This window comes from Lacrimispora xylanolytica (assembly GCF_026723765.1).
GTDB lineage: Bacteria > Bacillota > Clostridia > Lachnospirales > Lachnospiraceae > Lacrimispora > Lacrimispora xylanolytica.
The window spans coordinates 3060516-3074097 of record NZ_CP113524.1 but is presented as its reverse complement, the minus strand read 5'-3'; the positions used below and the strand labels follow the sequence as shown (position 1 = coordinate 3074097).

The 13582-nt window shown below is 43.2% G+C and carries 14 protein-coding genes and 2 tRNA genes; 11 read left to right on the top strand and 5 right to left on the bottom strand.

What is annotated here, in order from left to right:
* Positions 1–51: 51 nt before the first annotated feature.
* A complete protein-coding gene (locus OW255_RS14385; protein WP_024838341.1) occupies positions 52–1317 on the bottom strand; it encodes a peptidoglycan-binding protein in 1266 nt (421 codons plus the stop codon).
* Between the two features lie 105 nt (positions 1318–1422).
* The gene (locus OW255_RS14380) at positions 1423–1620 is read right to left on the bottom strand and encodes a hypothetical protein (RefSeq protein WP_024838340.1); all 198 of its coding nucleotides are present in this window, start codon (positions 1618–1620) and stop codon (positions 1423–1425) included.
* 258 nt (positions 1621–1878) lie between these two features.
* Between OW255_RS14380 and OW255_RS14375 the strand changes: the two genes are divergently transcribed.
* The 3 genes from OW255_RS14375 to OW255_RS14365 are packed head-to-tail and all read left to right on the top strand — an operon-like array spanning position 1879 to position 6478.
* Positions 1879–2949 (top strand): carbamoyl phosphate synthase small subunit, encoded by a 1071-nt coding sequence (locus OW255_RS14375; RefSeq protein WP_024838339.1) that lies wholly within the window; start codon positions 1879–1881, stop codon positions 2947–2949.
* Between the two features lie 2 nt (positions 2950–2951).
* Positions 2952–6155, top strand: a complete 3204-nt coding sequence (gene carB / locus OW255_RS14370) for a carbamoyl-phosphate synthase large subunit (RefSeq protein WP_024838338.1) — start codon at positions 2952–2954, stop codon at positions 6153–6155.
* 14 nt (positions 6156–6169) lie between these two features.
* Positions 6170–6478 (top strand): DUF3837 family protein, encoded by a 309-nt coding sequence (locus OW255_RS14365; RefSeq protein WP_024838337.1) that lies wholly within the window; start codon positions 6170–6172, stop codon positions 6476–6478.
* Between the two features lie 64 nt (positions 6479–6542).
* Here the strand turns inward: OW255_RS14365 and OW255_RS14360 are convergent, their stop codons facing one another.
* Genes OW255_RS14360 through OW255_RS14350 form a run of 3 tightly spaced genes read right to left on the bottom strand, consistent with a single transcriptional unit; the run spans position 6543 to position 7656 of the window.
* Positions 6543–7163 (bottom strand): manganese catalase family protein, encoded by a 621-nt coding sequence (locus OW255_RS14360; protein ID WP_024838336.1) that lies wholly within the window; start codon positions 7161–7163, stop codon positions 6543–6545.
* Positions 7163–7459 (bottom strand): spore coat protein CotJB, encoded by a 297-nt coding sequence (locus OW255_RS14355; protein ID WP_024838335.1) that lies wholly within the window; start codon positions 7457–7459, stop codon positions 7163–7165. Before OW255_RS14355 ends, OW255_RS14360 begins: the two co-directional genes overlap by 1 nt.
* Positions 7459–7656 (bottom strand): spore coat associated protein CotJA, encoded by a 198-nt coding sequence (locus tag OW255_RS14350; RefSeq protein ID WP_024838334.1) that lies wholly within the window; start codon positions 7654–7656, stop codon positions 7459–7461. The genes OW255_RS14355 and OW255_RS14350 overlap by 1 nt, the downstream gene beginning before the upstream one ends.
* 205 nt (positions 7657–7861) lie before the next feature.
* On the opposite strand from OW255_RS14350, the gene OW255_RS14345 reads away from it, so the two are divergent.
* The 8 genes from OW255_RS14345 (at position 7862) to rlmB (ending at position 13566) form a co-directional block, all read left to right on the top strand.
* Positions 7862–8782 (top strand): NYN domain-containing protein, encoded by a 921-nt coding sequence (locus OW255_RS14345; protein WP_024838333.1) that lies wholly within the window; start codon positions 7862–7864, stop codon positions 8780–8782.
* A gap of 225 nt (positions 8783–9007) precedes the next feature.
* A tRNA-Val gene (locus OW255_RS14340) sits at positions 9008–9080 on the top strand.
* A 35-nt stretch (positions 9081–9115) separates the two neighbouring features.
* A tRNA-Met gene (locus OW255_RS14335) sits at positions 9116–9189 on the top strand.
* 261 nt (positions 9190–9450) lie between these two features.
* A complete protein-coding gene (locus OW255_RS14330; protein ID WP_268114451.1) occupies positions 9451–10377 on the top strand; it encodes a diacylglycerol/lipid kinase family protein in 927 nt (308 codons plus the stop codon).
* A gap of 35 nt (positions 10378–10412) precedes the next feature.
* Positions 10413–10958 (top strand): 2-C-methyl-D-erythritol 2,4-cyclodiphosphate synthase, encoded by a 546-nt coding sequence (gene ispF / locus OW255_RS14325; RefSeq protein ID WP_024838331.1) that lies wholly within the window; start codon positions 10413–10415, stop codon positions 10956–10958.
* Positions 10959–10985: 27 nt separating this feature from the next.
* Positions 10986–12389 (top strand): cysteine--tRNA ligase, encoded by a 1404-nt coding sequence (gene cysS / locus OW255_RS14320; RefSeq protein ID WP_024838330.1) that lies wholly within the window; start codon positions 10986–10988, stop codon positions 12387–12389.
* Positions 12374–12832: a Mini-ribonuclease 3 gene (locus tag OW255_RS14315; RefSeq protein WP_024838329.1), complete on the top strand. Its 459-nt coding sequence runs from the start codon at positions 12374–12376 to the stop codon at positions 12830–12832. Before cysS ends, OW255_RS14315 begins: the two co-directional genes overlap by 16 nt.
* Positions 12829–13566 (top strand): 23S rRNA (guanosine(2251)-2'-O)-methyltransferase RlmB, encoded by a 738-nt coding sequence (gene rlmB / locus OW255_RS14310; protein WP_024838328.1) that lies wholly within the window; start codon positions 12829–12831, stop codon positions 13564–13566. Before OW255_RS14315 ends, rlmB begins: the two co-directional genes overlap by 4 nt.
* Positions 13567–13582: the final 16 nt, after the last annotated feature.

Genomic DNA, 13582 nt, shown 5'->3' with positions numbered 1-13582 from the left:
TAAATCGAATGCATTTCAGATGCCTTCCCTTTTGATGCAGACCTTAAAATTTTAAGAATATTCCGCAATCCTGGTAATACCTACATAGATATGAGAAATCCGGTACCAGGTGGCAAAATCTATGATTCCAGTTACAGGAAGATTAAAAATTCTCTGGAACTGGCGAACTGCCTCAGCCGTCTGTTCCCCAAAAACCCCGTCAGCCGTAATTCTTGGAATTGCTGTATAAACACCTGCTATGACAGCAAGCTGATCCTGGACCTGCTGAACCTTTTCGCCGGTGGCACCTATGGTTAAGTTAAAACCTGGGAAGGAAGAAGGAACACCGGAAACCTGCTCTGCCGTGTTGATGTACATATCGCTTCCATAATAATTCCGAAGAATCTGAATCGCGGTATAGCCCTGCTCTCCTAACGTACAGCTGCCCCATTGTGACATCCAGTTGGGACACCGTACCCGCTGCCCGTCGCAGTACTGAGTAAGGATAGGCTGCCTGATTCCAGGACGTGACAGATAGCTGTTGAAAATTTCATCAACGACCTGAGAGATGCTTTCATATATGTTCCGCTCATGAATCCATTTATGATCAAAGGCGGTGGAAGAGGTTATGGTAAAATCATATCCCTGGTTCCGGTACCATTCCGTGTACACACGGTTTAGGGTAAAACTCATAATTGCCAGAACATTAGCGATTATGGTTTCTCTGGGCCATGTTGCATAGATCTCACTGGAAGCCACATTTTTAATGTAATCGCCGTAAGGAACATAATAGTTAGGAGCGGTGGGGTCTGTGGGAACGCCGTCATGTACAATGATTGTCTGGGGAACTACCACTCTGCTAAGAACGATCTCACCGGTTTCCGCTACACTTTTCACTTCTGATTCCGCAATTTTTGGAGGATATTCGCCGTACAGGGTATGGTCCGGGATAACGATGGGGACATCGGGAGATACTTGATCTTGAATGGGAGTCATCCGGGCAGGCTGTAAAGCAATGGTATCTGCAAGAATCTGGGTACCTGAGATGGCTACCGGCTCAAAGCCTTGGGCACGGATCATCAGCGTGTATTCGGAGTAAGGCTGTTCAAGGCTTGGAGAAAGGCTTAAGTCCACAGGAGGAGCAGCAAGACTTACGAGTTCGGTCTGACCGGAAGCATCTGTGACTACCTGCTCCAGAGTACTAGTGGGATCTCCTGTATAAGAAATGGTAATTTCTGCATCTGGAATGGGAAAGTTGTTTTCTGCAGAGACAACATTCACCTGAAGGGAACCGGTTGAATTGTTTTCCTGCGCTCTGTAAATCGTATATGGATTCATAGAATGCCCCTTATAACAATAATTGTTATAAATATATTACAGTAGAAATGGAATCATTACAAAAGTCCCCGCAGATTGGGGAAAATCCATTCTGCGGGTGGCTTTTTAGAAAAATGAATTTTTTGGCTCTTTAAAAATAGATTCCACATAATTGCGCATCTCATCCCGGCTGTCAACGCTTCTTGCACCGTCAATTATCGAGTTCCTCTGAGCTTCAGGAAGTCCGGCAAAACGGTTTAAAATATCTGAGTGCTGAGCCAATTCCATGGTAAAACCAATGGGCAGATCGCTGTTATCTATCATATTTATCACCTCAATACTATTTTCCCCGAATAAGCCCTAAAGTATACTTTTGAATAATATTCCATGGTTAGAAGTGCATAATTATTCATTAGTTACATAGAAAAACATCAAATATTCAAAAAATATGAATAAAATTTAATGAAAGAAATACGAAAAAAACAGTTGAAAAATGTCACGAGATAATGTATAATCTATTCAATTTGGGCTGATATCAGAAAGCTCAAAACATACCATTAAGAAAGGATTGGGACTTTGCGTATGAAAGCTTTTTTAATACTGGAAGACGGTACTGTATTTACAGGGACGAGCATTGGTTCAACACGGGAAATTATTAGCGAAATTGTATTTAATACTTCCATGACAGGTTATTTGGAAGTCCTCACCGACCCTTCCTATGCGGGGCAAGCGGTTGTGATGACTTATCCGTTGATTGGTAATTACGGCATTTGTCAGGAAGATATGGAATCATTAAAACCGTGGCCGGATGGCTACATTGTCAGAGAATTATCTAGAATCCCCAGCAACTTTAGAAGCGAGGATACCATTCAGCATTTCTTAAAAGAAAACGACATTCCAGGTATCAGTGGTATCGATACGAGAGCCCTAACAAAAATCTTAAGAGAAAAAGGTACGATGAACGGCATGATTACAACCAATGAAGGTTTTAATCTCGATGACGTCATTTCGCGTATGAAAAATTATGAGGTTACCGGTGTAGTGAAAGCTGCTACCTGTAAGGAAACCTTTGTACTTCCCGGAAACGGAAAGAAAGTTGCACTTTTAGATCTTGGTGCCAAAAAGAATATTGCTCACTCCTTGCATGAGAGAGGCTGCGAAGTAACCGTATATCCAGCCCTTACAAAGGCAGAAGAGATACTCGCCGCAAACCCGGACGGCATTATGCTGTCTAACGGCCCTGGCGATCCAAAAGAGTGTACGGAAATCATTGCTGAGATCAAAAAGCTTTATGATTCCAATGTTCCGATTTTTGCCATCTGCCTGGGACATCAGCTTATGGCTCTTGCAACTGGAGCGGACACACATAAATTGAAGTACGGACACAGAGGCGGAAACCACCCGGTCAAGGATCTGGAAACAGGACGTGTATATATTTCTTCCCAGAACCACGGCTATGTGGTAGATGTGGATACCATGGATCCATCGGTAGCAGTTCCAGCCTTTGTCAATGTCAATGACGGAACCAATGAAGGACTGAAATACACCAACAAAAACATATTTACAGTTCAGTATCACCCGGAAGCCTGTCCTGGACCTCAGGATTCCAGCTACTTATTTGACCGGTTCTTAAAGATGATGGAGGAGAGATAATAATGCCGAAGATTCAGGATATTAAAAAAGTACTCGTTCTCGGATCCGGTCCGATCATCATCGGTCAGGCGGCAGAATTTGATTATGCAGGAACACAGGCCTGCCGTTCCTTAAAAGAAGAAGGGGTAGAAGTAGTTTTATTAAACTCAAACCCTGCAACCATCATGACGGATAAGGACATTGCAGACAAGGTATACATTGAACCCCTTACTGTAGAAGTGGTGGAGCAGCTTATTTTAAAGGAACAGCCAGACAGCGTTCTGCCAACCCTTGGCGGACAGGCTGGTTTAAATCTTGCTATGGAGTTAGAAGACAGCGGATTTTTAAAAAAGCACAACGTTCGTCTCATTGGAACGACTGCCCTTACCATTAAGAAGGCAGAAGATCGTGAGATGTTTAAAGAGACCATGGAGAAGATCGGGGAACCGGTAGCTCCTTCTGATATCGTTGAGAACGTAGAAGACGGTTTGAGAATTGCCAAAGAGATCGGATATCCCATCGTACTACGACCAGCCTACACTCTGGGCGGTTCCGGCGGCGGTATTGCCGAGAATCCGGCTCAGTGCCGTGAGATTTTAGAAAATGGACTTCGTTTGAGCCGAGTTGGTCAGGTTCTTGTAGAACGCTGTATCTCTGGCTGGAAAGAAGTGGAATATGAAGTAATGCGTGACGGCGCTGGAAACGTGATTACCGTATGTAATATGGAAAACCTTGATCCGGTCGGCGTTCATACTGGTGACAGCATCGTTGTAGCTCCTTCCCAGACCCTGGGAGATAAGGAATACCAGATGCTTCGTACCTCTGCCTTAAAGATCATCAGCGAGCTGGGGATTACAGGCGGCTGTAACGTACAGTATGCCCTCCACCCGGACAGCTTTGAATACTGCGTGATTGAGGTAAATCCTCGTGTGAGCCGTTCCTCTGCTCTTGCTTCCAAGGCAACTGGATACCCCATTGCAAAGGTAGCAGCAAAGATCGCATTAGGCTATACTCTGGACGAGATCAAGAATGCAGTAACGAAAAAAACCTACGCAAGCTTTGAGCCAATGCTTGACTACTGCGTGGTTAAGATGCCAAGACTTCCTTTTGACAAATTCTTAAGCGCAAAGAGAACCCTGGGGACTCAGATGAAGGCAACCGGCGAGGTCATGAGTATCTGTACCAACTTCGAAGGCGGCTTAATGAAGGCCATTCGTTCCTTGGAGCAGCATGTGGACAGCCTTATGTCTTATGATTTTACAGGTCTTACCGATGAAGAACTGACAGAGACCCTTCATCTTGTAGATGACAGAAGAATCTGGGTCATTGCAGAAGCACTGAGAAGAGGCTTCTCCTATGAGAGCATACATGACATTACAAAAATTGATGTCTGGTTCATTGATAAGCTTGCCATTCTGATAGAGATGGAAGAGGCTCTGAAAAAAGGCCCTCTTACCACAGAGCTGTTAAAAGAAGCAAAGCGTCTGGAGTTCCCGGATACGGTGATATCAAGACTGACAGGAGTTTCTGTGGAAGAAATTCATGACAGAAGAAAAGAAAATGGAATCACAGCGGCCTTTAAGATGGTAGATACCTGTGCAGCTGAGTTTGCGGCTGAAACCCCTTATTACTACTCCTGCTTTGGAAGTGAGAATGAAGCCATTCAGACTTCCGGAAGAAAAAAGGTTCTTGTCCTTGGTTCCGGCCCGATTCGTATCGGCCAGGGAATTGAATTCGATTACTGTTCCGTACACAGCACCTGGAGCTTCAGCAAAGAAGGATATGAGACAATCATCGTAAACAACAATCCGGAAACCGTAAGTACGGACTTTGACATTGCAGATAAGCTTTATTTTGAGCCTCTGACTCCGGAAGACGTGGAAAGCATTGTTGATGTGGAAAAGCCAGACGGAGCAGTGGTACAGTTCGGCGGACAGACTGCCATTAAACTGACAGAAGCTCTTATGAAGATGGGCGTTCCCATTCTTGGAACGGCAGCAGAAGATGTAGACGCAGCAGAGGACAGAGAGCTGTTTGATAAGATACTGGAAGAGTGTGAGATCCCAAGACCAGCTGGACATACCGTATTTACAGCGGAAGAAGCAAAGGAAGCCGCGAACAAGCTGGGTTATCCGGTCCTTGTAAGACCTTCCTATGTATTAGGCGGCCAGGGAATGCAGATTGCAATCTCTGATCAGGATGTAGACGAATTTATCGGAATCATCAACCAGATCGCTCAGGAACACCCGATTCTGGTCGATAAATATATCATGGGAAAAGAGATTGAAGTTGACGCAGTCTGCGACGGGGAAGATATTCTGATACCAGGAATCATGGAGCATATTGAGCGTGCTGGTGTCCATTCCGGAGACAGTATCTCGGTATATCCGGCCCAGAGCATTGACCATGAAGTAAAGGAAAAGCTGGTAGAATACACCAGAAGGCTTGCAAGAGCCCTTCATGTAAAAGGAATGATCAACATTCAGTTCATTGTCTGCGGAAGCGACGTTTACGTCATTGAGGTAAATCCACGTTCCTCCCGTACCGTACCGTACATCAGTAAGGTAACTGGAATTCCAATTGTACCGCTTGCAACTCAGGTAATCTGCGGACATTCCATTAAGGAACTTGGCTATGAGCCAGGTCTCCAGCCCGAAGCCGATTACATCGCAGTAAAAATGCCGGTATTCTCCTTTGAAAAGATCCGTGGCGCTGATATCAGCCTGGGACCTGAGATGAAATCCACAGGTGAATGTCTTGGAATTGCAAAGACCTTTAACGAAGCGCTATACAAAGCCTTTGCAGGTGCAGGCATTAAGCTTCCAAAGTACAAGAACATGATCATTACCGTAAAAGATTCTGATAAAGAGGAAATCATCGAAATCGCCAGAAGATTTCAGGCTCAGGGCTATAAGATTTTCTCCACCTCAGGCACTGCTAAGGTGTTAAATGACAACGGGGTAAAAGCACTAATGGTACGTAAGCTGGAACAGGAATCTCCAAATCTCATGGATTTAATTCTGGGACATGAAATTGACCTTGTCATTGATACACCGCCTCAGGGCGCTGACAGAAGCAAGGACGGTTTCATTATCCGCAGAAATGCCATTGAGACCGGCGTTACGGTCCTGACCTCATTGGATACGGCACAGGCCTTAGTGACCAGTATGGAAAACAAGGCTAAAGAATTGACACTCATTGATATTGCACAGGTAAAAAATGTATAAGGAATTGTGATTTTATGATATTTTACATCAACAAACAGGCGGTAGAAATTAAAACCAGATTTGAAAATGCACCACTGACCTCACCAAATGAGGCCTGTGCAGCCATGGGAATGCTCTATAAGATATTTGGTCTTGCGATTCCACAAAAGCGGGAGATGGTAAGTCAGATGAAAGAGGATTTTCATACGGCGGTAAAAGATCTTCCGGTTCCGTCGGAGTTTGCTAAAAAGATCATAACACTTTTAGACGGATATTATAAAGATGATCCGGTTACCGATGAAATATATGAGCTGTTAAAGTACAGCTACGAAGAACAAAAATAAATAAACCATTAATATAGAAGAAAAGCCGGAATTGCACTCATTGCATTTCCGGTTTTTCTTAGGTTTAATCCACTGGTTTCTTTACAAACTGCTTATCAAATTCAGGGTTAAAATAATAGAAGTTCTTTGCATCAAGATCCCCTTTGATATTTTCCAGTGCTTCTCCGAATCTCTGGAAATGAACGACTTCCCTTGCTCTTAAGAATTTAAGGGGTTCTCTTACATCAGGGTCTGGGATGATACGGATCAGGTTATCATAAGTGGTTCTGGCTTTTTGTTCGGCTGCCAGATCCTCGATCAAATCAGTGATGGCATCGCCCTTAGACTGGAATTCACATGCATTAAACGGCACTCCGGCAGCGGCAGTGGGCCAGAGAGCTGTTGTATGGTCAACATAGTAGGCATCAAAGCCTGCTGTCTTTGCCTGCTCCACAGATAGATTCTTTGTAAGCTGATAAATAATAGAACAGATAATTTCCAAGTGTCCTAATTCCTCAGTACCGATATCGGTTAACAGTCCTCCCACTTCCTTGCATGGCATGGAATATCTTTGGGAAAGATAACGCATAGAGGCAGCTAATTCTCCATCTGGTCCGCCAAACTGGCTGATGATAAGAGATGCTGTTTTAGGGCAGGTATTTTTGATGTTTACTGGAAACTGTAATCTTTTTTCATAGGTCCACATTATATCATTCCTCCTTCCCACGGCAGCGGGCCATCCGACCAGGTAAAATGTCTCTGATCCGGGTATTTTGTTTTTGTCTGGCTTTTGTTGTTGGTGTCAGGGCACACGCAATTCATGGTAAGAGGTTCAAAGTTTTCAGCAAAGGTCTGTAAAAGCTGTTTTCTTTGTTCCATGGCCTCTTTAAAAGCATCAAGCGCATTTTCATCCAGAGGATGAGTGTCCAGATATAAATTTAAATCATTGACCGTAAAACTGATTTCGTTGATCTGCTGCAGAAGATTGTTTCGGTCTGCCATTACAAATCACCTCCCGTAACGTAAAATGGAAGATTAAGACTAGGGAAAATAGTTCCGTGTTTTAAAGCTGCTGCTGGGTCATAAGGCTGTTCCCAAGGCTGCATGGGAACGGTGGCAATTGCAAGGTGAACAGATTCCGATGGTGTTGCAGGGGGTCTTTTTGATGTGTCACATCCAGAAGAAGAAATCGTATTCATAGTAACACTCCTTTCATTGATGTCTTAATACCTTCTTTTTTATTATGAACATATAAAAGGATAATACTTGACTAAAATTCTCCCATTTTAACCACTGTCATGTTATTGTAATAAATGGTAAAATGAAATATAATTAATAGGACGAGAGAAAAATGACAGCAAAGACAGGATATGGGAAAACAAATTAAGACGGGAGAACAGGGTTTTGAGTGACAAAAAATTTGCAGTTTTAATTGATTCAGATAATATTTCAGCAAAGTACATTACATGCATTCTGGATGAGATGACACGATACGGGGTCATTACCTACAAACGAATTTATGGAGATTGGACAAGCGCCCAGATGGGAAAGTGGAAGCTGGAGCTTTTGGAAAATTCTATTACCCCGATTCAGCAGTTTTCCAATACCGTTGGAAAGAATGCCACAGACTCCGCACTTATTATTGATGCCATGGACTTACTTTATACGGACAATGTGGATGGATTCTGTATCGTTTCCAGTGACAGTGATTTTACCCGTCTGGCAAGCAGGCTTCGGGAATCAGGAAAAGAAGTCATTGGTATGGGAGAAGAAAAGACACCCAAATCCTTCCGTGCTGCCTGTACGGTTTTTACGAATCTGGAAGTTCTTTTGGATCAGGATGAAGAGGGAACCGGCGGCGGAGCCATTGGAAAAGAAGTTATTGAGCAGGATATTACCTCCATCATTTTGGAAAATGATGATAAGAATAAGGCGACCGGACTTGGAGAAATTGGGAACCGTTTGGTAAAGAAGTATTCCGATTTCGACGTGAGAAATTATGGCTACAGTTCTCTGTCTAAATTTTTGGAAGAGATGGATTCCTTTGAGCTGAGAAAATCCAACAATGTGGTGACGGTTCGAATGAAGGACAATCGTACCAAACGCCAGGAGCTGGAAGAATTTGCAGTGAAGCTTGTAAAGGGTTCTGGTAAAAACGGAATGGAGCTTGCGGCTTTGGGCAATGGTATGCACCGGAAGTTTGCTGACTTTAAGGTAAAGGATTACGGGTATTCCACATTTTCAAAATTTGTCCACAGCGTTTCCATGTTAGAAGTGCGGGAGAATAAAAACAACAGCAAAGCGGTATTTTTGAAAAAAGAATAATTGGATTATAAAAGCCGTTTTAGGAGTACTCCAAGACGGCTTTTGTGGTTCTTTGTCTATTTCAGGAGAAGAAAAAGGGCAGAAAACCTCGCAGGAATCAGGGTTTTAAGAGAAATGGAAAAAAAAGAAAATAATTGACAAAAAAGTGTTGACAATTAATACAATTCATATTATACTAATGAAGCAGTCGGGAACGAGAGAAAAACAAAGCTCCTGACAAGCACTGGGATCTTAGCTCAGCTGGGAGAGCATCTGCCTTACAAGCAGAGGGTCACAGGTTCGAGCCCTGTAGGTCCCACTGATAAACAAAGCGTTTATCAAACAATTTCATATGGCGGAATAGCTCAGTTGGCCAGAGCACACGGTTCATACCCGTGGTGTCGAGAGTTCGAATCTCCCTTCCGCTATTAACGACACATTGAAAGTCTGACGTTAAGTCGGGTTCAATGTGTTTTTTTGTTTTGTAAAAAAGTAGTATCATATTATTTATATTTTTTTCATCAAAAGTCAAAAAGAAGAGCAATATAAAGTTAGTAAGAAAAAACAGAAAATGAAAAATATTCGTATCTCCTTGCTTTGACAAGGTTCGCTGACCTTTTTCCTTTTTTTTATATTCAATTCTTCTGTTTTATGGTATACTAACAAATAGCAAAAAGTGGAGGGATCCCATGTACTATTTTATTGTAAACCCTAACTCACGCTGCGGACGTGGACAAAATACCTGGAATAAGCTGAAGGGAGCCTTAGAAGCTTCCGGTGTGGAGTATGAAGTTTATTTGACGGAAAAGCCGGGAGATGCAAGGATTTATGCCAGTAAACTGACAAACGGCTGTAAAGAATCCAATGTGATTGTTGCCGTAGGCGGAGATGGTACAGTGAACGAGATTCTGGATGGACTCTGTTTTTGTGGTTCCATAACCTTAGGGTATATTCCTGCGGGATCGGGTAATGATCTGGCAAGGAGTTTAAAACTGCCCAGGAACCCGGTCCGTTGTCTTGACAGGATTCTTCATCCAAAATATTACAAATTAATGGATTATGGGGTTATAACCTATGGGGACGGTGAAGTGGCGCACCGGCGATTCATTGTAAGTGCAGGAATCGGTATGGATGCAGCTGTTTGCCATAATATATTATTTTCAAAATCAAAAGGACTGCTTCACAAGCTTCATATAGGAAGGCTGGCTTATCTTTTAATCGGAATCAAGCAGCTTGCCCTGGCGAAGCCGTCTAAGGGTCATGTTCTTATAAATGGTGTTCAAAAAGTAGAATTTAATCACGTGTATTTTATATCAGCCCACATTCATCCTTACGAGGGCGGTGGATTCAAGTTTGCCCCCGGTGCAAGTTTTGAGGATGGAAAGCTTACGATCTGTATTATGAATAACAGAAAGAAGCGTAAGCTTATTCCTGTACTGGCCTGCTCTTTATTAGGAAGAAAGATACCAAATACAGGGATCCGTTTTTATACTTGTGAGGAAATCTCGATTCACATGGAGCAGCCGATGGCAGTTCATACCGATGGGGAAAGCTGCTTTTGTCAAAAGGATGTGCAGATTCGGTGTATCAGTAAAAAATTGCGGGTGATTGTTTAGCAGCGAATGTATATATATAGAAGAAAGGAAATATTATGAGAATTGGACAGGGATATGATGTTCATAAATTAGTAGAAGGAAGAGATCTTATCATTGGAGGAGTAACGATTCCATATGAGAAAGGACTTTTAGGTCATTCTGACGCGGATGTACTGGTTCATGCTGTTATTGATGCTCTTTTTGGAGCGGCAGCCATGGGAGATATCGGTGAGCATTTCCCGGATCAGGATCCTGCATATAAGGGTGTATCCAGTATTGAGCTTTTAAAACAGGCAGGTAAGCTTTTGGAAGAGGGAGGCTATATTATTGAAAATATTGATGCCACCATTATCGCACAGAAACCGAAGCTTCTTACCTATCGCCCTCAGATGATGGAGAACATTGCAGATGCGCTGAATCTGCCGGTAGGAAAGGTGAATGTAAAAGCCACTACGGAAGAAGGACTTGGATTTACCGGAAACGGCGAGGGAATTTCAGCTCAGGCCATTACCCTTCTTACTTCTGTGGAAGATTACTGTTATGATGATAAAATCATGGGTTCCGGCTGCGGAGGCTGTTCCGGAGGCTGCTGCGGAAGATAGAGACCAATTAACAGGAGGGAGATATTTATGAAGGTTTTTAATACATTATCCAGACAAAAAGAAGAATTCGTACCATTGGAGCCGTTAAAGGTCAAGATGTATGTGTGCGGTCCTACCGTATACAATTTTATACACATTGGTAACGCAAGGCCTATCATAGTCTTTGACACCGTACGAAGATATTTTGAATATAAAGGTTATGAGGTTAATTATGTATCCAACTTTACCGATGTAGATGATAAAATCATCAAAAAGGCAATCGAGGAAGGTGTGGATTCAGATGTCATATCCAAGCGTTACATTGAAGAGTGCAAAAAAGATATGGAAGCTTTGAATGTGAAGCCGGCGACTAAAAATCCTCTGGCAACAGAAGAAATCTGTGGAATGCTTGACATGATAAAAGGTCTGGTTGAAAAAGGCCATGCATATCAGGCGGCAGACGGTACTGTTTATTTCCGTACAAAGTCTTTTAAGGAGTACGGAAAGCTGTCCCATAAGAACCTGGAAGATTTACAGTCAGGATTCCGTGAAATTAAAGTGACCGGAGAAGACGGAAAAGAAGAATCCTCTGACTTTGTTCTCTGGAAGCCGAAAAAAGAAGGGGAGCCTTATTGGGAGTCACCCTGGAGCGAGGGAAGACCTGGCTGGCATATTGAATGCTCTGTGATGTCTAAAAAGTATCTTGGAGACCAGATCGATATTCATGCAGGTGGGGAAGATTTGATTTTCCCTCATCATGAGAACGAGATTGCGCAGAGTGAAGCGGCTAACGGAAAAGAATTTGCAAAATACTGGATGCACAATGCCTTTTTAAATGTTGATAACAAGAAGATGTCAAAGTCTCTTGGAAACTTCTTTACCGTAAGAGAAATTGGTGAAAAGTATGATTTACAGGTACTTCGTTTCTTTATGCTCAGTGCTCACTACAGAAGTCCTCTTAATTTCAGCGCTGATTTAATGGAATCATCCAAAAACGGTTTGGACCGCATTCTGACAGCTGTAGATAAGCTTAAGGATCTGGAAGCTGTAGCAAAGACAGATTCCCTTCGTGAGGGAGAAGAGAAAAAGCCGGTAGAAGAGCTGATCGTCAAATATGAAGCTGCCATGGATGATGATTTCAACACGGCAGATGCGATTTCAGCCATTTTCGAACTGGTGAAACTAAGCAATTCCACTACCGATGAAAACAGCTCAAGAGAATATGTGACCTACTTAAAGGAAACCATTGATAAGCTGTGCGGTGTTCTCGGCATTATTGCAGAGAAGAAAGAAGAAATTCTTGACGAAGAAATTGAAGCCATGATAGAAGCAAGGCAGCAGGCAAGAAAAGACAAGGACTTCGCTCTTGCAGATGAGATTCGTGGAAAATTACTGGAGCAGGGCATTGTTCTGGAGGACACCAGGGAAGGTGTAAAATGGAAGAGAGTATAATGACCCTGAACGGATTTTCTGATTTCTTTAAAGAATCACTGCATCTAAAGAAAGTAGATATCAAAAGCTATTCCCCTCTGGCTCTCGCATATATCGGTGATGCTGTCTATGAGGTCATGATCCGAACAAAGGTAATGAATCATGGAAGCACACAGGTTAACAATATGCATAAAAAGAGTGCCAAGCTGGTCAATGCCGGGACCCAGGCAGAGATCATAAGACGGCTGATAGAGGCGGAAGATTTAACACAAGATGAGATTGCTGTTTATAAAAGAGGGCGTAATGCCAAGTCAGTCACAACGGCCAAGCATGCCACCATGGCAGACTACCGGACAGCGACTGGATTTGAAGCGCTATGCGGCTATCTGTATTTAAACGGCGATTTAGAACGGCTCATTGCCGTAGTGGGCAAAGGACTTGAACGAATAGGAGAACTGGAATGATAGAGGAATTTACCATAGAGGGAAGAAACGCAGTATTGGAGGCGTTTCGCTCCGGGAAGACAATTGATAAGCTGTACGTGCAAAAGGGAGTTCAGGATGGCCCCATCCAGTCCATTATCCGGGAAGCAAAAAAGAAAGATACCATCATTAATTTCGTAGAGCGGGAACGGCTGGACCAGATGTCAGAAGAAGGGCATCACCAGGGCGTAATCGCTCATGCAGCAGCTTATGAATATGCAGAAGTGGAGGATATGTTAAAGGCAGCAGAGGAAAAGGGAGAACCGCCGTTCTTATTCTTATTGGACGGAATTGAAGATCCTCATAATCTGGGTGCCATTATCCGTACTGCTAATTTAGCCGGAGCTCATGGTGTTATCATTCCAAAGCGCCGGGCGGTAGGTCTGACAGCAACGGTTGCAAAGACCTCAGCAGGTGCACTTAACTATACACCAGTGGCAAAGGTTACAAACTTAACAGCCACCATGGAAGAATTAAAAGAAAAGGGTATGTGGTTTGTCTGTGCCGATATGGAGGGAGAGACCATGTACCGTATGAACTTAAAGGGTCCGATCGGACTTGTGATAGGAAGTGAAGGAAGCGGTGTCAGCAGGCTGGTTAAAGAGAACTGCGATATGATAGCTTCTATCCCCATGAAAGGGGATATTGACTCTTTAAATGCCTCAGTTGCGGCTGGGGTCCTTGCCTATGAAATCGTGAGACAACGTCTGGGATAACACTGGGGAGATGATA

Excerpts from the sequence above, each read along its gene's own strand:
- OW255_RS14385 (WP_024838341.1), bottom strand. The coding sequence starts at position 1,317 with ATGAATCCATATACGATTTACAGAGCGCAGGAAAACAATTCAACCGGT.
- OW255_RS14380 (WP_024838340.1), bottom strand. The coding sequence starts at position 1,620 with ATGATAGATAACAGCGATCTGCCCATTGGTTTTACCATGGAATTGGCT.
- OW255_RS14375 (WP_024838339.1), top strand. The coding sequence starts at position 1,879 with ATGAAAGCTTTTTTAATACTGGAAGACGGTACTGTATTTACAGGGACG.
- carB (WP_024838338.1), top strand. The coding sequence starts at position 2,952 with ATGCCGAAGATTCAGGATATTAAAAAAGTACTCGTTCTCGGATCCGGT.
- OW255_RS14365 (WP_024838337.1), top strand. The coding sequence starts at position 6,170 with ATGATATTTTACATCAACAAACAGGCGGTAGAAATTAAAACCAGATTT.
- OW255_RS14360 (WP_024838336.1), bottom strand. The coding sequence starts at position 7,163 with ATGTGGACCTATGAAAAAAGATTACAGTTTCCAGTAAACATCAAAAAT.
- OW255_RS14355 (WP_024838335.1), bottom strand. The coding sequence starts at position 7,459 with ATGGCAGACCGAAACAATCTTCTGCAGCAGATCAACGAAATCAGTTTT.
- OW255_RS14350 (WP_024838334.1), bottom strand. The coding sequence starts at position 7,656 with ATGAATACGATTTCTTCTTCTGGATGTGACACATCAAAAAGACCCCCT.
- OW255_RS14330 (WP_268114451.1), top strand. The coding sequence starts at position 9,451 with ATGTACTATTTTATTGTAAACCCTAACTCACGCTGCGGACGTGGACAA.
- ispF (WP_024838331.1), top strand. The coding sequence starts at position 10,413 with ATGAGAATTGGACAGGGATATGATGTTCATAAATTAGTAGAAGGAAGA.
- cysS (WP_024838330.1), top strand. The coding sequence starts at position 10,986 with ATGAAGGTTTTTAATACATTATCCAGACAAAAAGAAGAATTCGTACCA.
- OW255_RS14315 (WP_024838329.1), top strand. The coding sequence starts at position 12,374 with ATGGAAGAGAGTATAATGACCCTGAACGGATTTTCTGATTTCTTTAAA.
- rlmB (WP_024838328.1), top strand. The coding sequence starts at position 12,829 with ATGATAGAGGAATTTACCATAGAGGGAAGAAACGCAGTATTGGAGGCG.